Origin of the sequence: Micromonospora sp. NPDC048947, assembly GCF_040649495.1 — a bacterium.
Classification (GTDB): domain Bacteria; phylum Actinomycetota; class Actinomycetes; order Mycobacteriales; family Micromonosporaceae; genus Micromonospora; species Micromonospora alfalfae.
This window is the reverse complement of record NZ_JBEZFO010000001.1, coordinates 679,745-699,004: the sequence shown is the minus strand read 5'-3', so window position 1 is coordinate 699,004 and position 19,260 is coordinate 679,745. Positions and strand designations below refer to the sequence as shown.

Here is a 19,260-nt window from a genome sequence, read left to right as displayed (position 1 = left end):
GTCACCGGGGGTGCCCGATCAGCAGATGGCGGTCCACCGCCGTGACGGCGTCCGCGAACCGGGTGCCGGGCAGGTCGGCCGCGACCGCCAGCGCCGTCGACCAGTCGTCGACATCCCGCTGTACGGGCAGGATCGCCGGTTGCAGGCCGCGCCCGTGCAGCGCGGCGAGGGTGCGGCGCCCGGTGTCGTCGGTCGACATGGGTACGTCGCGTAAGGCGCTCGCGTACCTGGGATCGCGTAACCCGAGTGCCCACCAGCCGCCATCCAGCGCCGGTCCGAACACCGCCTGGTGTTCGGCGAGCCGGTCCAGGGCCGTGGTGAGCATTGCCGGCCCGATCTGCGGGGTGTCCATGCCGATCTGCAGCACCGGTCGGCCGGGAAATGCCGCAGCGGTGTCGGCGTGGGCGTTCGCGAGGCGGTCGGCGAACGTGTCGCCACGCTGCGCAAGCAGGTGCCAGCCCGCCAACGCGGCGGTGAGCTCCGCGCCGTACTCGGCATCGGCGAACCGACCGGTGTGGGCCAGCACGGGAATGGTCGAGGCGGTGGCGCGTACCGCCGCGAGGGTGTCCAACAGCGACGCCGCCGCGATCCGGGCCGCCTGGATGGGATCGGCGGGCGGGCAGAGGCGCGTCTTGGCCTGCCCGGCGACCGGTGCCTTCGCAACCAGGAGCAGGACGTTCACCGGCCACCACCGGCGGCGTCGGCGCGCAGCACTCCGGCGAAGTCCCGGGTCGCCCGCAGCGTGCCCCGGACCGACCCGGAGACCTTCGAGCTGGTACCGGCGGCCCGCGGCGCGTACGCGACGTCCAGTTCGAGGATTCGCCAGCCCGCTCCGGCCGCGCGCAGCAGCAGTTCCAGGGGATAGCCGAACGCGCGGTCGTCGACACCGAGTCCGAGCAGCGCCGCCCGGCGGGCGACCCGGATCGGGCTGATGTCGTACACCGGCACGCCGCGACGCCGCAGCAGGGCCGCGACCAGCGCGTTCCCGGCGCGGGCATGCCACGGCCAGGCGTCCGCCGAGACCGGTCGACGCCGTCCGACGGCGAGATCGGCCTGCCCGTCGAGCACCGCCGAGACGAGCCTGGGCAACTCGGCCGGGTCGAACGAGCCGTCCGCGTCGAGCACGCAGACCAGATCCGTCTCCGCCGCCAGCAGGCCGGCGTGTACTGCCGCTCCGTACCCCCGTCGCGGCTCGTGGACGACCCGCGCCCCGTACTCGGCCGCGACGACCGGCGAACCGTCGGTGGAGCCGTTGTCGACCACGATGGCGCGGTAGCCGGGCGGTAGCCCGCTCAGTACGGCAGGCAGTGCGGCCGCCTCGTCAAGACACGGCAGCACCACGTCGATCGTTGTGTGCATACCGGCGACGCTAGGCCCGCCACCGGCCGTCCGGACCGCTGTTGCTCCTTACGAATCGCTTACACGGCACCGGATCTTACGACTCTCTGACGTCTCACCGTGCGGCCGTCGAATGCCTGGTGGGAGGTCGTATCGTCGGCCGTCACCATGACCATGATGACCCGGCCGGGACGAACCCGGTCCGCCGACCTGACCGTCCTCGGCGTCGAGGTGGCACTGCTCGCCGTCGCCGTCGCCGTCGGTGCCCTGCTCAACCATCAGGGCGTACGACTGCACGCCGACGCGGCGCCGCTCTACGCGAGTTGGCAACCCCATCTGGGGCCCGGCACCCCCGTCGCGCTTCTCGTCGCGGCGCTGTTCGTCTGGCGGGGCACACGCTGGGGAACCGACACGCGGTGGCCGCGGCTGCTGGTGGTCGGCTATGTCGCCTCGCTGCTCTGGACGCTGTCCCTGGCTCTGGTGGACGGCTGGTCCGCGGGGTTGACCGAGCGGCTCACCGTGCAGGCCGAGTACCTGCACGAGGTGCCCCGGGTGACGGACGTCAGCATCATGCTGTCCGGCTTCGCCGACCGGATTCTCGACTTCCAGCCCGATTCGTGGTCCACCCACGCTGCCGCTCACCCACCGGGAGCGTTGCTGTTCTTCGTCTGGCTGGAGCGGATGGGCCTCGGCGGTGGGACCGTCGCCGGGCTCGCCTGCGTGCTGCTCGGCGCCACGGTGTCGGTGTCGGTTCCGGTGGCGCTGCGGGCACTCGGCGCCGAGGACGCTGCCCGGGCGGTGTGGCCGTTCCTGGTGCTCCTCCCGGGGGCGGTCTGGGTGGGCGCGTCCGCGGACGGGATCTTCGCCGCGGTGGTAGCGGCCGGGTTGGCGCTGCTGGCGGTGGGTGGCCGACCGGGGGCCGTACTGGGCGGGTTGTTACTCGGTTTCGCGCTCTACCTGTCGTACGGGTTCGTCCTGGTCGGGTTGCTCGCGTTGACAGTGGTGCTGCTCCGGGCGCGGGACCGCCTCGGCGTGTTCCTGGTCGCGGCGACGGCGGTCGCGGCCGTCGTCGCCGCGTTCACAGTCGCCGGCTTCTGGTGGTTGGACGGCTACCACCTGGTGGCACGTCGTTACTACCAGGGCTGGGCGGCGGAACGCCCGTACGGTTACTGGGTCTGGGCGAATCTTGCCGCCCTGCTGCTCTCGGCCGGCCCGGTGGTCGGGCCGGCGCTGCGGCGGGCGGTGGCCGCCTTGTCGATCCGAGCGCCGCACCCACCGCTCGCGACGGCCTTTCGGCAGCGGATCGCCAGCGCCGGACCCACTGTGTGGTTGCCCATCGCGGCGGCGGTGGCGGTGCTCGCGGCGGACCTGTCCGGGCTCAGCAAGGCAGAGGTCGAGCGGATCTGGCTACCGTTCGCCGTCTGGCTGTTGGTCGCCACCGCGCACCTGCCCCGCTGTCACCGGCGGTGGTGGTTGGCCGCCCAGGCCGCCACGGCTCTCGCCGTCAACCACCTACTGTGGACGGTGTCGTGACCGATGCCGGGTCTCGCATGACCGCTGTGGTGAAGTCGGCGATGCCGGCGGCGAAGCCGACCCGGGCGGTGAAACCAAGCAGCCGGGTGGCGCGCGCCGGGTCGGCCACGACATGCCGTACGTCGGCCGCCCGTCCGCCCCCGACCGTGACCGGCGCTGGCCCGCCCATCGCCGACGCCAGCTCGTGGGCCAGCTCGCCGACGGTGTGCGGCTCGCCCGAGCAGACGTTGATCGGGGTCAGGGGGTCCGGTGCCGGTGTCGTGAGGGCCAGCAGGTTGGCCGCCGCCACGTCGGTCACGTGCACGAAGTCGCGCCGTTGCCGGCCGTCCTCCAGCACCCGGGGCGCTCCTCCGGCGGCCAGTGCCGACCGGAAGATTGACGCGACCCCCGAATACGGGGTGTCGCGGGGCATTCGCGGACCGTAGACGTTGTGGTAGCGCAGGGCCCAGACCGATCCGCCGGTCTGCCGGGCCCAGGCGCCGGCGAGGTGTTCCTGGGCCAACTTGGTGGCGGCGTACGTGCTGTGCGGCTCCAGCGGCGCGTCCTCGGGCACCAGACCGGGGGAGAGCGCCTGGTCGCAGCGAGGGCAGGTCGGCTCGTAAAAGCCCTCGGCCAGGTCGGCGACCCGGCGGCCGGCAGGCCTGACGATTCCATGGGTGGGGCAGTGGTAGCGGCCCTCGCCGTAGACCACCATCGAGCTGGCCAGCACCAGTCGGCGTACCCCGGCGGCGTGCATCGCCGCGAGGAGGGTGGCAGTGCCGAGGTCGTTGTGCGCGGCGTATCGGGGGGCGTCGGCCGGGTCGATGCCGTGGCCGACCATGGCTGCCTGATGGCAGACCGCGTCGACCCCGGTCAGTAGCCGGGTCAGCAACTCGGTGTTCCGCACGTCGCCGACCACCAGGTCGTGCCGCTCGGTCCAGGGCGGTGCCGTCGCACCGTGCGCCTCGGGCAGGAGCGCGTCAACGGCCACCACCTCGTGCCCGTCGTCGGTGAGCAGGTCCGCGACGTGTGAGCCGATGAAGCCGGCCGCACCGGTGACAAGTATCCGCATTCCGGTCACCGTATGACCCCGCGTACGCCTGGGCGGGTTTCCGAACGCAGCCGTAAGAACCTCGCAAGGTTTGCTGGCGCGGGCGGCGGCTGGTGCGTGGCTACGCTGGGCCGATGGACATCTGGGGGAGACGTTGACGGGGCGGAACGGGGAAGGTCCGTGACGCAGCGTGTGCTGGTGGTCGACGACGATCAGACAGTGAGCGACGTCATTCGTCGTTACCTCGAGAACGATGGCTTCCAGGTGAGCCTCGCGGCGGACGGTGCGGCGGCACTGGCGGCCGTGGAGCGGCAGGCGCCACACCTGGTAGTGCTCGACCTGATGCTGCCCCGGATCAACGGCCTGGAGGTGTGCCGGGCACTGCGGGTACGGCCCGACGGCGTGCCGATCGTCATGCTGACCGCCCGCGGTGACGAGTCCGACCGGATCCTCGGGCTGCAACTCGGCGCGGACGACTACCTGACCAAGCCCTTCTCACCCCGGGAACTGGTGCTGCGGGTCCGTTCGGTGCTTCGTCGCGCCGGAGGTGGGACTCCACCTGAGCGGCCGGAGGCGCTCACCGACGGCGACCTGGTGGTGCACACGGCCTCCCGAACCGCCCGCCTCGCCGGTGCGGATCTGGCCCTGACGTTGCGCGAATTCGACCTGCTCGTCCATCTCATGCGGCATCCGTCCCGGGTCTTCGGCCGGGCCGAACTTCTTGAGCAGGTGTGGGGCTGGAACTTCGGGGACCATTCGACAGTGACAGTGCACGTACGCCGACTGCGGGAGAAGATCGAGGCCAACCCGGCCGATCCGCAGCGGATCGTGACCGTCTGGGGTGTCGGCTACCGCTACGAGCCGGCCCATGCGTGACGTACTCCTGATCTTCGCGATCGCCCTCGGCGCGGCCCTCGGCATCGGTCTCGCCGGCGCGGTGCTGCTCCGCGCGCTTCGACGCAGCTCGATCACCGTGCACCTCAGCGTGCTGCTCACCACCACAGTGGTCGCCGTCGCCGTCGGGGTGATGGCGGTCGCGGAGGCGATGTTCCTCTCCGCGCACGACAGTGAGGTGGTCCTGATCACCGTCGCGGCGGCGGCGGTGGTCAGCCTCGCCGTCGGCGGGCACTTCGGCCGGCGACTGGCCCGCGCCGCGGTGTGGCGTGACCAGGCTCGGGAGCGGGAACGGCAACTGGAGAAGGGACGACGCGACCTGGTCGCCTGGGTCTCCCACGACCTGCGGACCCCGCTGGCCGGGCTGCGGGCGATGGCGGAGGCGCTGGAGGACCGGGTGGTCCGCGATCCGGAAACGGTAGACGAGTACCACCGACGCATCCGCGTGGAGACCGACCGGATGACCCGACTCGTCGACGACCTGTTCGAGCTGTCCCGGATCAACGCGGGAGCGTTGCGGTTGTCGTTGACGGCGGTGCCGCTCGGCGAGGTGGTCTCGGACGCGCTGGCCAGCACCATCCCACTGGCCGACGCTCGCCGCATCAAGCTGATCGCCAGCGAGTCGGGGTGGCCCACTGTCGCCGCGAGCGAACCGGAACTGGCGCGGGTGGTGGCCAATCTGCTGCTCAACGCCGTCCGCTACACCCCGGCCGACGGCACCGTACGCATCGAAGCCGGCCGGGAGGAGGACCACGCCTGGCTGTCGGTTGCCGACACCTGTGGCGGCATCCCCCCGGCGGACCTTCCCCGGCTGTTCGACATCGCGTTCCGTGGTGAACCGGCCCGGACCCCTGGCCCCGGTGACGGTGGGGCGTCCGGAGGGCTCGGCCTGGCCATCGTTCGTGGCCTGGTGGAGGCGCACGGCGGTCGGGTCGAGGTGCGCAACACCTCCGACGGCTGCCAGTTCATGGTCCGCCTGGCGACCGCCTGAGGCGCACCCGGGCACTGCGCCGGAGGACAGCAGAGGGCGAGGTCGGCTTCGACGACGACGAGTGGTGGGAAGATCTAGTTTCCGCTGGACCGGTCCTACGGTGCTGGCTCTCGATGCCATGCCTCGGCGAGGACGGCGTAGGTGTAGCCGTCGACCCAGCCCAGTTCGGCGTGCCAGGAATCGCCGACGCCGTGCTCCTCACGACGCATGCCGACCTTCTCGAGGATGCGCACCGAGGCGAGGTTGTCCGCGAAGCAGCCGGCGGTGATTCTGCGAATGCCCAGGCTGTCGAATGCGTGCGCCACCACAGCGGTCACCGCCTCGGTCGCGTACCCATTTCCGCGGTAGGCCGGATCGAAGATGTAGCCGAGCTGGGCCTCGGTCCGTGGTGGCATGCCGGGTTGACCCATGCCGTCGACGACGTCGAGCGAGACGGTTCCGATCACCACGCCGTCGAGCGTGGCCGCCATGCTGTGGTCGTCGGGGTCTGCGGCCGCCCGTCGCCATGCCGCGCGGAAGGATGCGGGGTCGACCTGTGTGCGTAGTAGCCAGTGCGTGACCTGCGGCAGGTTTCGGTACTCCAGGATCCGGTCGACGTCCTCGTCCCGCACTGGGCGAAGCTCGAGGCGTTCAGTGCGTACGGTGGTGTTCTCCATGAGGCGGGACGCTAGTGGACGCACCCCGGCGGGACGTCCCAATATCATTGCGATGGCCCCGCCCCGTCCTCAGTGGCAGAGGGCGCACGGCTCAATCGACCCGCTGGGCCAGCACCTGCCCCGGCCAGGATCCCACCAGGAAGGTCTCGGTGGGGGTGAACCCCTGGCGCTCGTAGTACGCCACCAACTCGCCGCCACCGCCCGCCCAGCAGTCGACCCGTAGCAATCGCACGCCGGCGCGCCGGGTTTCCTCAACCGCGTGTGCCAACAGGGCCGACCCGATCTTTCGGCCGGCGAATCGTCGGTCGGAGACCAGGAGGCGGACGAACCGCTCGGGTTCGTCCGCGGGCGCGATCGGTGCCCGGGGGTCGGGCCCGGAATCCAACACCAGGGCTGCGGCGGGCGTCCCGTCGAGTTCCGCGATGAACGGGAGGTTCTCGCTCAGGTACCGATCGACCTGTTCGGCCCTTTCGGGTTTCTCCGAGAACGGCGTCGTGCCCCACTGTTCGGTGTTGCCGCGGTCGTTCATCCAGACCACCGCGGAGTCGAGCATGTCCAGTACGGCGGGTGCGTCGGCCGGACCACCGCGTCTGATGCGTACGCCGCCGGTGGTGTCGTCCATGAGCGAATGGTAATCCGAGAACTGGACCCTCGTGAGAGGAGGTGTCACCCGTCGTGGCCGTCGCCCCCGGGTCCGAACTCTCCCGAGGCCAGGGTCCGATTCATCGCCGCCAGTAGGCGCTCAAGGGTTCGGCGGTCACTGTCGGTCAGGCCGCGAAGGATCGCCGCCTCGTTGGCCAGATGTTCCTCGATGAGCCGGTCGGTCAACACCACGCCGGTCGGCGTCAGCCCGACCAGTCTGCCGCGCGCGTCGGCTGTGGAGACCGAGCGGGACACGAGGCCTCGGGCGATCAGCCGGTCCACCCGCTTGGTGACCGCCCCGGTGGTGACGAGCATCCGTTGGCTCAACTGGCCCGCCGTGAGCGTGTATGGCTCGCCCTCGCGGCGCAGCGCGGCGAGCACGTCGAAGTCGCCGTTGCCGAGGTCCGCAGCGGCGAACGGCGGCCGCAGGGCCACATCGAGGACAGCGGCCAGTTGTTGGATGCGACCGATGATCAGCAGCGGGGTGGGGTCGAGGTCCGGTCGCTCGCGACCCCACTGACCAACGATGTCGGCGATCCGGTCGTCATCCACTGTTGCATCTTAGCTTCCACGGAAGATAAATTGTCTTCCGTGGAAGACAACTCCCCTCGAACGTCAGCTCCGCTGGTCACGGCGTACGTGGATCCGTCCTGCCCGTTCGCCTGGATCACCTCCCGCTGGCTCATGGAGGTCGCGAAAATGCGGCCGCTCAATCTGCGGTTCGAGGTGATGAGCCTCGCGGTGATCAACGAGCATCGTGACCTGGAGCCCTGGTACCGCGAATTCAACGACCGGGCGTGGGGCCCGGCCAGGGTGTGCGTGGCGGCAGCGGCGCAACACGGCTCCGCCGCCCTCGCACGGCTGTACCCGGCGCTCGGCCGCCGGATCCACGACGGCGGCGACAAGGACTTCGACACCGTCGTCCCGCTGGCCCTGGCCGAGGCCGGCCTCCCCGCCGACCTGGCCGCCGCCGCCTCGCGCAGCGAGCTCGATCCACAGATGCGGGCCAGCACCGCCCGTGCGCAGCAACTGGTGGGCGAGGACCTCGGCACCCCGACGGTCGTCGTCGACGACGTGGCCTTCTTCGGGCCCGTGCTGAGCTCCATCCCTCGTGGCGAGGAGGCCGTCCGCGTCTTCGACGGCGCTCGCCTGCTCGCCGGCTGCCGGGCTTTCTCCGAGCTCAAACGCGCCCGGTCCGACGGCCTCACCTTCGCGTAGCTCCACCACCGCCGCTGGGGAGCTGGTTACCCCCGCACTGGTCGACCCAGGTCTGTCGATGCTTCGTCACCGGGTGTTCGGCGTCGCGTCGACTCGAATCGATAGTGTCCGTTGGCCGGCCACCGCCGGCGGTCCAGGCGGAGGGAGGACGATGCGCAGCACAACGGACTGGTCGACCCGCGCCTTGGGCGCTCTCGCGGGTGTGTGGCGGGTCATCGAACTCGCCGACGGGCAGGTCAGCGATCGACCAACCACCATCGAGCCCGAAGCGATGATCGCCGCCCTACTCGGCCCGCCACGCCCCTAGCGTGCGTACCGCTGTCGACGAGACAGCGGCCAGTTCGGGCTGCGCCGGCAGAAACACCGTGGGTACGCCCAGTGACTGGTTCATCGCTGCGAGCTGGTACTCGGCCCGGAGGTCGGTGGTGTTACGCACTCCACGGACGATCACTCCTGCTTCCCGGAGACGACAGTAGGTGGCGGTCAACCCGCTCCAGGCCGCAACGGTGACCGAGGTCCACTCGACCGGCAGCACGGCCCGGACGGCGGCCGCCCGAGCCTCTTCGTCGCTGCCAGGATGCTTGATGCTGTTGACCGCGACGAGCACGACCACTTCGTCGAAGAGAGCACGTGCCCGGCTGACCACATTCACATGCCCCGGAGTGAAGGGATCGAAGCTACCGGGGTAGACGGCTCGCACCCGTACGCGGCCGGAGGCCCGTGCTGTCGGACGCGACGATTCGGGTGTCACTGCCGCAAGACCCGCTGCGCATCGCTGATGACCTGCTCCGAGGCGATTGGGGCCCACGACGCGAACAGCTCCCGGAAGTAGGCCCCGTGCCGGTCCGCCACCGCAGGATCGTGCTCGATGACGTCCAGCTCGTTGACGATGCTCAGGTCCACCAGGGATTGAAGTTGAGTCTCGCCGGGCGTCCGCACCTGACGTGCGAAGCGGTCGAACACCTCGCCGGTCCTTGCCAGCTCCCGCCAGCTGCGTCCACGGTCGCAGGCGCCGTACAGATAGACGAGCTCCTCGGCGCCGGCGCCAACGAGATCCCGCAGCACCGCACGATCGGCCCGATCCAGCAGGGTGAGGTCGAATCCGTCGGTCCCGTAGACGGCGTGGGTGAGGCCCGCTGCTTGCACGTCACGTGCGCAGCCGAGCACGGCGAGTCGTTCGCTGACTCGACAGAGGTGGGCGTACAGGTTGCCTCCGGGATGGGCGATCTGCTCAGCTCCCTGCCGGCGGAGCCAGACCCGCACGCCGTCGTCGGTGCTCATGGTCCGACTGTAGGCATCGACCGTCGAATCCGATGGCCACCGGACGTGGGCAATATGTCACAGCGCCGTGGGCATGCCTGGCGTCGCGGCGGCCGCGAACACGTTGTCGCGGTCGAAAATGCGGGGTACGCGCAGCGCCGGTGCCACACACTCTCCATCATGCTGGCATCGGTTCGTAGCGTCGCGGACCTGGCCGCTGCGCAAGCGCAGGGTCATGAGGTCAAATTCCTGTTCTTCTGGGGGCACCAGCCTGAACGTGACGGGGGTGTCGGCGCAGGCTGCCTGAGCCAGTGGTGGTCGGCGTCGTTCACCGCCAACGACAGGCGGTTCGCCACTGCGGAGCACTACATGATGTGGCGCAAGGCCACCCTGTTCGGCGACCGCGCGATGGCGGAACAGATCCTCGCCGCGCCGCATCCCCACGCCGCGAAGGTGCTGGGGGGACGCGTCGCGGGTTTCGATCAGCAGACCTGGAGCGAACACCGCTTCGCGATCGTGGTGGCCGGCAACCTCGCGATATTCGATCAGCATCCCGCACTCCGGGCGTTTCTGCTGGCTACCGGGCAGCGAGTCCTGGTGGAGGCCAGCCCGGTCGACCGGATCTGGGGCATCGGCCTGAACCGCGACGATCCGGCTGCGAGCGACCCCGCCTGTTGGCGAGGGCTCAACCTGCTGGGCTTCGTGCCGTTATGCCGAAGTCGGCATAACGCGACTTATGCGGACCTAACGGTTATGCCGATGGGGCCTCCGGAGAAGTCTCGTCCCGCTCAGGAACGTGAGGCACCCGGGCCATCGGTATTGCGACGCCGGGTGAGCCGGGCAACCCGCCGTCGTTGCCAGCGGCGAGGGATCGTTGGCGTGAGATGACGCGCGGATCGCGCATGACAGTGAGTCGTCACGTTCTGTACCAGTACTCTTCCAACCTTTGCGGCGCCGTCACCGTCGCATCCGGCGCATCATCGACGCCTGCCGCAGGAAGGCGCTCGGCACTGCACCAAGAGGGCTGTCGCCCGATGGCATGATGCAGCGATGCTCCCTACCCGCCGTTCCCTTCATGACCGCGTCGCGGCGTCGTTGGCCGCCTGCGCCGACGGTGAACTGTCGGCCTTGTTGCAGGCCGCGTCACCCGTGGGTGTAGGCGTGGGAGGCGGCTCTTCGATCGCCGATGTCGATGGCACGCCCGTGTTCGTCAAGCGGGTTCCGATCACCGACCGGGAGCTGGATCATCCGCACAGCACGGCGAACCTGTTCGACCTGCCGGTCCGTTGCCAATACGGCATGTACCGCCTGGCCGGTCCGGGCTTCGGCGCGTGGCGCGAGCTGGCCGCAAACCAGAGCGTCACCGAGGGCGTCCTCGCCGGGGAGACGGAATCGTTCCCGCTGTTGCACCACTGGCGGGTGCTGCCCGGCCGCCCGCCGGTCGCGCCCGAGCACCTCGACATCGACGCCGTCGTCGCCCAGTTCGGTGGTAACCAGGCCGTGCGTGCCCGGTTCGAAGCGCTGGCGGGCGCGACCGCGAGCCTCGTGCTGTTTCTCGAATATCTCCCCGACGGATTGCCCCGCTGGCTTGACGACCCGGTCGGCAGAGCCGCGACGGTCGAGCGGCAGTTGTTCGAGATGGTGGCGTTCCTGTGTCACCGCGAGCTGCTGCACTTGGACGGACACTTCGGCAACATCAGGGCCGACGACGACCGGCTCTACCTGGTCGACTTCGGGCTCGCCACCTCACCGCGCTTCGACCTGTCGGACGCCGAGCGCGACTTCGCTGCCCGCAATGCCGGTCACGATGCCGACTACGCTTCCATGCGGCTGGTGAACTGGCTGGTCACCTCGGTGTGCGGGGTGCCCGTGCCGGCCGACAGCGGTCCCATCGCCCGCGACCAGTTTGTGCGCCGATGTGCGACCGGAGACATCCCACCGGACGTGCCGCCGCCCGTGAGGGAGATCATTGCCAGACACGCCCCCGCAGCCGCCCGGATGAACGACTTCTGCTGGCGCCTGTTCGACGGCGACCTTCACGCCGAGTATCCCGGCTGAAACCACGGTCCGGATCAATGCGGATCGGGCAAGTTGAGGAAGCGGACAACACCCTCCTCTCGGCTCCGGACGTCGTCGGGTCGACGAGCCCCTCGTTGAATCGAGGATTCCTGTGTGCAGCCGACCTGCTGGCTCGTCGGCGAGCCAGCGGGTGGCGTCGGCATAATCACAAGTTCTCCAGGAAGGCGACGATCGTGTCGGTGGGCTGGTAGCGCCCTGGAGTAGTGCCGAGCGGCGTGGTTCGGGCCAGCGCGCGTTCCTTGAGTGCGAGGTCGGCGTGGATATAGATCTGGGTTGTGGCAACGCTTTCGTGGCCGAGCCAGAGGGCGATGACGGTGGTGTCGACTCCGGCGTTCAACAACCGCATGGCTGCGGAGTGGCGCAGGACATGCGGGGAGATCTTTTTCTCGGCGAGGGTCGGGCAGGCCAGTGCGGCGGTCGCGGCGTGCTTGGTTACTCGCCGTTCGAGCGCGTCCCGGGTGATGGCGGTGCCCGAGCGGGTGGGGAACAGTGGGTCGGCGGGTACTCCGCCGCGGTCTTTGAGCCAGTTCTTCAGCGTGGTGACGGTGTCCTTGGTCAGCGGCGTGATCCGCTGTTTGCGGCCTTTGCCGATGCAGCTGACGTGCGCTCCGGTGCCCAGGTGTGGGGCGTGCAGGTAGACCGCGAACGGGCGGACCGCGTTCATCCGTAGAGCGTGCCACCAGGGGTCCCCGGCCGGTGCGGTCGCCCATGCGATGGCATGCTCGACAGTGACCGTGTGGGCGTCTTCGTCGTGCAAGTAGTCCAGGAACTGTCCGAGGAGCTTTTCCGCGCGTTCGAGTTTGTAGCCCAAGGCCCGGCGGACGGCCAGGTAATCGGCGAGGGTCTGCCGCAGGGCGCTCATGCGGCTGCCTCCGGCGTCGGCCAGGGACGGGCGACGCGACGCAGTCCTTCGATGTCGACCTTGGCGTAGATGGCTGTCGTTGCCGTGTGCTGGTGGCGCAGCACCTGGCCGATCTCGGTGAGCGATCCGCCGGCGGCGAGCATGGCAGTCGCGGCGCTGTGCCGCAGCCGGTGTCCGCGGACGATGCCGAGGCCGGCTTTACGCGCGGCCACTGCAGCGACGTTGCTGACCGCGTCGGGACTCATGGGCCGGTATGGGCCCCGGGCACAGAGGAACACCTCCCGATGCACACCCGCCTGTCGGCCGTCCTGCAGGTACGCCACGATCGCGCTCCCCGCGTCACCCGGCAGAGGTAGTCGCTCGTGGCGGCTTCCTTTGCCCATGATCATGACCTCGCCGCGGCGCCAGTCGATGTGATCGAGCCGCAGGCAAGCCACCTCACCGGAACGCAGGCCCAACCGGGCAAGCAGCTTGAGGATGGCCAGATTGCGACGCCCCACCGCAGTGGCTAGGTCGCAGGTCGCCAACATGGCGGCAACCCGCTCCGCGGGCAGCGCCTTGGGCAACCCGGCCAGTCTCCGGCTGTTGGCCGCCGGCACCGCGCTGGCCAATCCTGCCGAAACGACGCCCTCAACATGCAGGAAACGCAACAGGGAACGCAGCGCAGTGACCGTCGGTGGAACCGACGCCGGCCGGACCTGGGATTCCGCGACAATGAAGGCGGTTACATCCTCAGCAGTCAGCGACGGCAGATCCAGCCCACCGCGCTCCGTCAGGCTCACCAGGAACGGGCGCACGAGCTGTGTCCGCAGCGAGACCGTCGGCTGCGCCAGGCCCCGCTCCTTGGCCAGATAGCCAGCGAACCGGAGGAGCAGTGCATCGACCTCGCCGACAGGCGCCTGCTCCGGTGACCTGATCACACCGACGCCGCGAAGGTAAGCCAACGCTGACGCGAATGAGCTGACCCGCAACCGCGTCTGACGGCCTCTTGCGTGACGTTCAACCAGGAATTCTTCGATCAGCCCTTCGCTCAGTACGCCGGCCCCGAGTGCGCGGGTTTCCAACCAGCGACTCAGATGTCCCACGTGCTGGCGGTAAAGCGTCACGGTCCCAGCCGCGTAGCCCTGGGCGGCCAACACTGCCGCGAAGCCGTCAACGTGCGGCATCAGCGGCCCGGACATCGGCACGGCATCACTCGACATGTTCAGTCCCCTCCCTCGTCATCGACAGGAGGAGGCAACCTCGCCCGATGATCGGCTTATGCCGACATGTGAACCATCGAACACCAGGAATATGCGGCTGCCCGCTGGTCAGATCGGCATAACCACCAGGTCCGCATAAGCGCTCATGCAGGTGCGTGAGGCGCTCGAGGATCAAGGTCGGCAGCGGACGGTTCCGGCGTGACTCCCGGCCTCGCCGGACGTCCGGTCATCTTCCTCGATGTGGAGGGACCGCTGATTCCGTTCAAGGCCCGACCGGGTGGCCAGAGACGTCCGTCGGGCGGGACCGCCAAGCGGCAGACGGAAACTACCGGCAACCCCCTCCTTGTTCGTCTCAACCCGGATGACGGTCGTCGCCTGCTCGCCTTAAAGGGCGAGTTGGTCTGGGCGACGACGTGGATGGCGGAGGCGAACGAGGTCGTCTCCCCCCGGCTCGGGCTTCCGGACCTGCCCGTCGTTGACTGGCCCGACGACGACGAGGAGACGGGGCGTGGCCTGCACTGGAAGACAGCGTTCCTGACCCGGTGGGCAGCAGGGGGCCCCTTCGTGTGGCTCGACGACGAGATCACCGAAGCCGACCGTCGCTTCGTGAGGGCCCACCACCCGGCGCGGGCGCTGCTGCATCGCGTCGACCCGTACACGGGCCTGACCGAGGCGGACTTCGCCGTCGTCCATCGATGGCTTCGGGAGGGTGACGGCACTGTCTGACCGGGACCGTGGATGACGGGTGGCGTGACCGGGGTCGCGAGGGAGCGGCCATGGTCGATCCCTTGACACTCATAGATGCGATCGCTAACACTTGTCCGCAACGCGAACTTAACGAACCGAACACATTGTGTCTGTGGTCGTGTGATGCGCCAGAGGCACCGCGTGCGAACCCTCCACCCCGTCGCCAGGGCCGCTCAAGCCTGAGCCCGGATACCGCCTGCTGTTGTTAACGCTAACATAGATGATTTTGCGAGAGGGGCCGGGATGGCGATTCTGTCGGGAGCATCGACAATGCGTCTGCGTGCCCTGCTCGTGCTGTCTGCCGTCGCCGCCACGGCTGTCGTGGTGGTGGCCGACAAACCGGCCCACGCCGCCACGCTGCCGACCGGTGCCGTCTCGCTGGAGGCGGTCAACCAGGCCGGACGGTACGTGCGGCACATCGACTACCTCGGTCAACTCGACCCGGTCACCTCCAGCAGTGCCAACCAGACCAAGCTGGATGCCACCTTCACAGTGGTGAACGGTCTGGCGTCGCCGACCTGCTACTCATTGCAGACCAGGACAGGCATGTTCCTGCGGCACCGCGACTACCGGCTCCGGGTCGATCCGAACACCGGCGACGCGGCATTCCGGGCCGACGCCACCTTCTGTGCGGTGGAGGGCTCGGTCGGCGGATCGGTGGCACTCGTCTCGTACAACTATCCGAACCGGCGGATCCGGCACCGCGACTTCGCACTCTGGCTCGACGCCTACCAGGACACGGCCGCGTTCCGGGCGGACAGCTCCTTTCGTCTCGTCGCGCCCTGGGCGCCCAGGACCACCAAGGGGCCGGTGATCCCGGGTCTCTTCGCCGACCCGCACCTCACCGTGTTCAACGGCCGCTACTACCTGTACCCGACCACCGACGGCTACGCGAGCTGGGCCGGCACCTACTACAAGGCGTTCTCCTCGACCGACCTGGTCAACTGGACAGATCACGGCGTGATCCTCGACCACGGTCCGGACGTGTCCTGGGCGGACAACTCGGCCTGGGCGCCGGCGGTGGCCAGCGCCAACGGCCGCTACTACCTGTACTTCAGCGGTGGGGCGGCCAGCGGCAACACGGCCAAACAGCTGGGCGTGGCGGTGGCCGACAGCCCCACCGGGCCGTTCCGTGACGCGCTGGGCCGGCCGCTGATCCGCAGCGACCAGTTCTCCGGCGGGCAGACGATCGACCCCATGGTGTTCACCGACGACGACGGGCAGTCCTACCTGTACTGGGGGCAGGGCGTCGCGCGGGCGGTGCGGCTGAACACCGACATGGTCTCCTTCGACGCGACGCAGACGCGGGTCGTCACCCCCTCGGGCTACAACGAGGCACCGTTCGTGTTCAAGCGCAACGGTATCTACTACTTCATGTGGTCGGAGAACGACACGCGCAGTGAGGACTACCGGGTCGCCTACGCCACCGGCTCTTCACCCCTCGGGCCGTGGACAAGGCGCGGCGTGGTGCTGCAGAAGCGCCTCGACATCGGCGTCAAGGGCACCGGTCACCACTCTGTGGTCCGCGCACCCGGCAGCGACACCTGGTACATCGCCTACCACCGCTTCGCCGTACCAACCGGCAACGGCACCAACCGCGAGACCACCATCGACCGGATGGAGTTCAGCACCGACGGCACCATCCGGCCTGTCGTACCGACGCTCTAGCTGACTGGCAAGCCCCTGCGCGAAGGAGAGAGACACATGTCGAGAGTCCTCGCCCGGCTCTGCGCGGTTGCGGTGGCCGCGAGCCTGCTGTTCACCACCTGGTCGGCGGCGACACCGAAGGAGGCGGCCGCGCTCGACCCGACCGTCGGCTACCTGATGGCGCACTTCACCGGAGAGTCGTCGACCGACCAGCAGATCTACCTCGCCCACAGCACCGACGGCCTACGCTGGACCGACCTCAACAACGGCGGGCTCGTGCTGCGGTCCACTGTCGGCACCCGCGGCGTCCGCGACCCCGCCCTGATCCGCTCGCCCGCCGGCGACCGGTACTGGATCATCGCCACCGACCTGTGCATCGGCTGCGGTCAGGACTGGTCGACCGCGATCAACAACGGCAGTCGCAACCTCGTCGTGTGGGAGTCCACCGACCTGGTCAACTGGTCGGCGCCGTGGCTGCTGAACGTCGCCGGCGCAATTCCAGACGGACGCAACGCCTGGGCTCCGGAGGCGATCTGGAACCCGGCCACCGGTGACTACGTCCTCTACTGGGCGACGAACGTACCGCTCAACGGCGCGACCAAGCACCGCATCTACTACGCGCGCACGGCGAACTTCCGCAGCATCACCACGCCGCAGGTCTTCGTCAACCGGCCGGGAAACCAGGAGATCATCGATACCCAGATCGTCGAGGTCCCGACCGGAGTCGGCGCGTACCGCTACGTCCGGGCCTCCCGGGACGGCCAGATCGCCATCGAGGGCAGCAACTCCATCCTCGGCACCTGGACCAGCCTCGGAAACCTCTCCGGCATCGGGCTGACCGGCGCGCAGGTCGAAGGCCCGATGTGGATGAAGATGAACGCCCGCAACGAGTGGGTGCTCTACCTTGACCAGTACTCCAGCGGGCGCGGCTACCTGCCGGTCCTGACCACCGATCCGTCGAGCCCGGGCAGCTACCGACTGCCGGCGTCCGGCTCGTACGCGATGGGCGGCACCAAGAAACGGCACGGAACGATCCTCAACCTGACCGCGGCCGAACAGAACCGGGTGCTCGCCCGCTGGCCCGCCACAGCTGTCAACCGGATCCAGTCGTACAACTTCCAGGACCGGTACGTGCGGCACTACGACTACGACGCCCGCATCGACCCGAACGTCAGCCCCGCCCAGGACGGCCAGTGGCGGCTCGTGCCCGGCCTGGTCGGCTCCGGCACCGTCTCCCTCCAGTCGGTCAACTACCCGGGCCACTACCTGCGCCACTACGGATACGACTTCCGGCTGGAAGCCAACGACGGCACCGCCACCTTCGCCGCCGACGCCACCTTCCGGCAGGTCGCCGGCCTCGCCAACTCGTCGTGGACGTCGTTCCAGTCCTACAGCCACCCGGACCGCTACCTCCGGCACTACAGCTACCTGCTCCGGCTCGATCCGGTGTCCGACGCCCAGAGCCGTGCCGACGCCACCTTCCGCGTGACCAGCTGAACCTGGTCCCTCTTCAAGGAGTTCCGACTGTGGCACTACATCGACGGGTGATCTCCGCCCTGGTGGCCGCGTTGACGGCAATGGTTGGCGTCGTCGCCGTCGCGTCGTCGCCGGCCACCGCCGCCACCAACCAGTTCCGAGGCATGAACTGGGCCATGTTGGGTGACAACTTCAAGACCAGTCCGCTCGTCGTGCAGGGCCTGAGCATGTCCGACAGCAACGCGACAGTGCGGGCCAAGGCCAACGCCCTCTACGACGACATGGCGTCCACCATGGGGGTCAACACCGTCCGACTGCCCATCAACACCCACACGGTGGGGACAGCCTGGTGGGAGGCGTACCGAGGCGCCATCGACGCGGCCACCGCCCGGGGCTTCAAGGTCATCCTCGCCTACTGGGAGGACGGCGCCGCCTCCGGCGGCAGGATCACGAACCTCGCCGCGTGGAACGCGATGTGGTCCACTGTGACAAACACGTACGGCACGAACACCAACGTCTACTTCGAGCCGATGAACGAGCCGCACGGCTACAGCTCAGCCGAGTGGCGCAACGTCGCGGCGAACTGGCTCAGCTACCACTACTCGGCGGTGCCCGGCCGGGTGCTGATCGGCGGCACCGGCTTCAGCCAGGACCTGCGCGACATTTGCAACGACAGCCGCTTCAACTCGACGCTGTTGTCCTTCCACTACTACGCCTTCTTCTACGGCGCGATGACCTACGACGCCTTCCGCAGCCACATCCAGGCCCGCCTCGGCAACTGCGCCTCCCGGGCGGTCGCGACCGAGTTCGGCGCTCCCATGAACGACGGCCGCAACTACGCCGACGCGGGCAGCACCGACAACTTCGTGCGCTACATCCGCGCCATGGCCCAGGTCATGCGCGACAACCAGATGGGTGGCACCTACTGGCCCGCCCTCGGTGGCAAGACCGGCACCATTGGCTACGACTGGTACTCGATGTTCGCGCTGAGTGGCAGCGGCACCGACCTCAACCTGACCGTCCGCAACACCTCCGGCGCGGACCGGATCCGGTACGCGTGGGGCGACACCGTCGGCGACGGCCCGACGACGCCCCCACCGTCGACGGGCTCGTTCTACCGGATCGATGTGCGGCACAGTGGCAAGGCCATGGACGTCCAGCAGCCGAACACCGACAACGGCGCGCGCGTCGGCCAGTACACGTACGGCGGTGGTGCGTGGCAGCAGTGGCAGTTCCAGGATGCCGGCAGCGGCTACTGGCGCATCGTCAGCCGGCACAGCGGAAAGTGCCTCGACGTGGTGAGCGCATCGACCGCCGACGGCGCCGAGCTCGTCCAGTACACCTGCGGCACCGGCGCCAACCAGCAGTTCCAGATGGTCGCCAACGGCAGCTACTTCCAACTCCGGGCACGGCACAGCAACAAGTGCGTGGACGTACCGGCATCCGCGACCGCGGACGGGGTCGTCCTCAAGCAGTATTCGTGCAACACCGGCGCCAACCAGCAGTGGTCCCGTACCGCCGTCTGACGGTCGTCCGGACGTAACGACCGATCAGCGGTGGCCTTCCCAGGCCGGACAACGGCGGGTTGCTTGTGAGTAATCCGTCGTTGTCCGGGCGGCGGGCCGCTCCGTAGCGTCGCGGCAGACCTCCGGCTTCGGCGCCCACTCCCTGACGTACATCGGCCC

Annotated in this window: 20 protein-coding genes and 1 pseudogene; 11 read left to right on the top strand and 10 right to left on the bottom strand. The window is 69.0% G+C overall.

The features are described from left to right. Nucleotide 1 precedes the first annotated feature (1 nt). On the bottom strand, nt 2-682 hold the full coding sequence (locus tag AB0B98_RS03100; RefSeq protein ID WP_357360459.1) for a DUF2064 domain-containing protein: 681 nt from the start codon (nt 680-682) through the stop codon (nt 2-4). After that, nucleotides 679-1,359, bottom strand: a complete 681-nt coding sequence (locus AB0B98_RS03095) for a glycosyltransferase family 2 protein (protein WP_238667937.1) — start codon at nt 1,357-1,359, stop codon at nt 679-681. Before AB0B98_RS03095 ends, AB0B98_RS03100 begins: the two co-directional genes overlap by 4 nt. Before the next feature lie 147 nt (nt 1,360-1,506). Between AB0B98_RS03095 and AB0B98_RS03090 the strand changes: the two genes are divergently transcribed. Beyond that, on the top strand, nt 1,507-2,871 hold the full coding sequence (locus AB0B98_RS03090) for a hypothetical protein (RefSeq protein WP_357360457.1): 1,365 nt from the start codon (nt 1,507-1,509) through the stop codon (nt 2,869-2,871). On the opposite strand, the gene AB0B98_RS03085 is transcribed toward AB0B98_RS03090, so the two are convergent. Next, the gene (locus AB0B98_RS03085) at nt 2,843-3,922 is read right to left on the bottom strand and encodes an NAD-dependent epimerase/dehydratase family protein (RefSeq protein WP_357360455.1); all 1,080 of its coding nucleotides are present in this window, start codon (nt 3,920-3,922) and stop codon (nt 2,843-2,845) included. The genes AB0B98_RS03090 and AB0B98_RS03085 overlap by 29 nt on opposite strands. Before the next feature lie 159 nt (nt 3,923-4,081). Here AB0B98_RS03085 and AB0B98_RS03080 point away from each other — a divergent pair, with 159 nt between their 5' ends. Both AB0B98_RS03080 and AB0B98_RS03075 read left to right on the top strand, forming a co-directional pair. Then, nucleotides 4,082-4,777, top strand: coding sequence for a response regulator transcription factor (locus tag AB0B98_RS03080; RefSeq protein ID WP_238667934.1), 696 nt, complete (start codon nt 4,082-4,084; stop codon nt 4,775-4,777). Further along, nucleotides 4,770-5,786 (top strand): ATP-binding protein, encoded by a 1,017-nt coding sequence (locus AB0B98_RS03075; RefSeq protein WP_357360452.1) that lies wholly within the window; start codon nt 4,770-4,772, stop codon nt 5,784-5,786. The genes AB0B98_RS03080 and AB0B98_RS03075 overlap by 8 nt, the downstream gene beginning before the upstream one ends. A 95-nt stretch (nt 5,787-5,881) precedes the next feature. On the opposite strand, the gene AB0B98_RS03070 is transcribed toward AB0B98_RS03075, so the two are convergent. The 3 genes from AB0B98_RS03070 to AB0B98_RS03060 all read right to left on the bottom strand — a co-directional run bounded on the left by AB0B98_RS03070 (nt 5,882) and on the right by AB0B98_RS03060 (nt 7,636). Further along, nucleotides 5,882-6,442, bottom strand: coding sequence for a GNAT family protein (locus AB0B98_RS03070; protein WP_357360450.1), 561 nt, complete (start codon nt 6,440-6,442; stop codon nt 5,882-5,884). Between the two features lie 91 nt (nt 6,443-6,533). Continuing rightward, nucleotides 6,534-7,064 carry a GNAT family N-acetyltransferase gene (locus AB0B98_RS03065; RefSeq protein ID WP_357360448.1) on the bottom strand — a complete coding sequence of 177 codons (531 nt, stop codon included), beginning with the start codon at nt 7,062-7,064 and terminating at the stop codon, nt 6,534-6,536. 44 nt (nt 7,065-7,108) lie between these two features. Then, on the bottom strand, nt 7,109-7,636 hold the full coding sequence (locus tag AB0B98_RS03060; RefSeq protein WP_357360446.1) for a MarR family transcriptional regulator: 528 nt from the start codon (nt 7,634-7,636) through the stop codon (nt 7,109-7,111). Nucleotides 7,637-7,675: 39 nt separating this feature from the next. Between AB0B98_RS03060 and AB0B98_RS03055 the strand changes: the two genes are divergently transcribed. Then, entirely contained in the window at nt 7,676-8,302 is a 627-nt protein-coding gene (locus AB0B98_RS03055) for a disulfide bond formation protein DsbA (RefSeq protein ID WP_357360444.1), read from the top strand. Between the two features lie 151 nt (nt 8,303-8,453). Beyond that, nucleotides 8,454-8,609: a hypothetical protein gene (locus AB0B98_RS03050; RefSeq protein WP_357269593.1), complete on the top strand. Its 156-nt coding sequence runs from the start codon at nt 8,454-8,456 to the stop codon at nt 8,607-8,609. On the opposite strand, the gene coaD is transcribed toward AB0B98_RS03050, so the two are convergent. Both coaD and AB0B98_RS03040 read right to left on the bottom strand, forming a co-directional pair. After that, nucleotides 8,586-9,002 carry a pantetheine-phosphate adenylyltransferase gene (coaD, locus tag AB0B98_RS03045; RefSeq protein WP_357360442.1) on the bottom strand — a complete coding sequence of 139 codons (417 nt, stop codon included), beginning with the start codon at nt 9,000-9,002 and terminating at the stop codon, nt 8,586-8,588. The two genes, AB0B98_RS03050 and coaD, sit on opposite strands and share 24 nt — an antisense overlap. A 47-nt stretch (nt 9,003-9,049) precedes the next feature. Next, complete coding sequence (locus AB0B98_RS03040; protein ID WP_357360440.1) at nt 9,050-9,583, bottom strand: DUF6817 domain-containing protein; 534 nt, start codon at nt 9,581-9,583, stop codon at nt 9,050-9,052. A 159-nt stretch (nt 9,584-9,742) separates the two neighbouring features. On the opposite strand from AB0B98_RS03040, the pseudogene AB0B98_RS03035 reads away from it, so the two are divergent. Together AB0B98_RS03035 and AB0B98_RS03030 are read left to right on the top strand one after the other, a co-directional pair. Continuing rightward, a pseudogene (locus AB0B98_RS03035) lies at nt 9,743-10,264 on the top strand (NADAR family protein); the annotation flags it as partial. Between the two features lie 348 nt (nt 10,265-10,612). After that, nucleotides 10,613-11,620, top strand: coding sequence for a serine/threonine protein phosphatase (locus tag AB0B98_RS03030; RefSeq protein ID WP_357360439.1), 1,008 nt, complete (start codon nt 10,613-10,615; stop codon nt 11,618-11,620). Between the two features lie 166 nt (nt 11,621-11,786). On the opposite strand, the gene AB0B98_RS03025 is transcribed toward AB0B98_RS03030, so the two are convergent. Next, nucleotides 11,787-12,503 (bottom strand): tyrosine-type recombinase/integrase, encoded by a 717-nt coding sequence (locus tag AB0B98_RS03025; RefSeq protein ID WP_357360438.1) that lies wholly within the window; start codon nt 12,501-12,503, stop codon nt 11,787-11,789. Continuing rightward, nucleotides 12,500-13,705: a tyrosine-type recombinase/integrase gene (locus tag AB0B98_RS03020; RefSeq protein WP_357360435.1), complete on the bottom strand. Its 1,206-nt coding sequence runs from the start codon at nt 13,703-13,705 to the stop codon at nt 12,500-12,502. The genes AB0B98_RS03025 and AB0B98_RS03020 overlap by 4 nt, the downstream gene beginning before the upstream one ends. A 198-nt stretch (nt 13,706-13,903) precedes the next feature. Between AB0B98_RS03020 and AB0B98_RS03015 the strand changes: the two genes are divergently transcribed. The 4 genes from AB0B98_RS03015 (at nt 13,904) to AB0B98_RS03000 (ending at nt 19,101) form a co-directional block, all read left to right on the top strand. Beyond that, on the top strand, nt 13,904-14,431 hold the full coding sequence (locus AB0B98_RS03015; RefSeq protein WP_357360433.1) for an HAD domain-containing protein: 528 nt from the start codon (nt 13,904-13,906) through the stop codon (nt 14,429-14,431). 291 nt (nt 14,432-14,722) lie between these two features. Next, nucleotides 14,723-16,120: a family 43 glycosylhydrolase gene (locus tag AB0B98_RS03010; RefSeq protein WP_357360431.1), complete on the top strand. Its 1,398-nt coding sequence runs from the start codon at nt 14,723-14,725 to the stop codon at nt 16,118-16,120. A gap of 36 nt (nt 16,121-16,156) precedes the next feature. After that, a complete protein-coding gene (locus AB0B98_RS03005; protein ID WP_357360429.1) occupies nt 16,157-17,596 on the top strand; it encodes a glycoside hydrolase family 43 protein in 1,440 nt (479 codons plus the stop codon). 29 nt (nt 17,597-17,625) lie between these two features. Continuing rightward, nucleotides 17,626-19,101, top strand: coding sequence for an RICIN domain-containing protein (locus AB0B98_RS03000; RefSeq protein ID WP_357360427.1), 1,476 nt, complete (start codon nt 17,626-17,628; stop codon nt 19,099-19,101). Nucleotides 19,102-19,260 lie beyond the last annotated feature (159 nt).

Coding starts and splice junctions, on each gene's coding strand:
- AB0B98_RS03095 (WP_238667937.1), bottom strand. CDS start 1,359: ATGCACACAACGATCGACGTGGTGCTGCCGTGTCTTGACGAGGCGGCC.
- AB0B98_RS03090 (WP_357360457.1), top strand. CDS start 1,507: ATGACCATGATGACCCGGCCGGGACGAACCCGGTCCGCCGACCTGACC.
- AB0B98_RS03085 (WP_357360455.1), bottom strand. CDS start 3,922: ATGCGGATACTTGTCACCGGTGCGGCCGGCTTCATCGGCTCACACGTC.
- AB0B98_RS03075 (WP_357360452.1), top strand. CDS start 4,770: ATGCGTGACGTACTCCTGATCTTCGCGATCGCCCTCGGCGCGGCCCTC.
- AB0B98_RS03070 (WP_357360450.1), bottom strand. CDS start 6,442: ATGGAGAACACCACCGTACGCACTGAACGCCTCGAGCTTCGCCCAGTG.
- AB0B98_RS03065 (WP_357360448.1), bottom strand. CDS start 7,064: ATGGACGACACCACCGGCGGCGTACGCATCAGACGCGGTGGTCCGGCC.
- AB0B98_RS03050 (WP_357269593.1), top strand. CDS start 8,454: ATGCGCAGCACAACGGACTGGTCGACCCGCGCCTTGGGCGCTCTCGCG.
- AB0B98_RS03040 (WP_357360440.1), bottom strand. CDS start 9,583: ATGAGCACCGACGACGGCGTGCGGGTCTGGCTCCGCCGGCAGGGAGCT.
- AB0B98_RS03030 (WP_357360439.1), top strand. CDS start 10,613: ATGCTCCCTACCCGCCGTTCCCTTCATGACCGCGTCGCGGCGTCGTTG.
- AB0B98_RS03025 (WP_357360438.1), bottom strand. CDS start 12,503: ATGAGCGCCCTGCGGCAGACCCTCGCCGATTACCTGGCCGTCCGCCGG.
- AB0B98_RS03020 (WP_357360435.1), bottom strand. CDS start 13,705: ATGTCGAGTGATGCCGTGCCGATGTCCGGGCCGCTGATGCCGCACGTT.
- AB0B98_RS03010 (WP_357360431.1), top strand. CDS start 14,723: ATGCGTCTGCGTGCCCTGCTCGTGCTGTCTGCCGTCGCCGCCACGGCT.
- AB0B98_RS03005 (WP_357360429.1), top strand. CDS start 16,157: ATGTCGAGAGTCCTCGCCCGGCTCTGCGCGGTTGCGGTGGCCGCGAGC.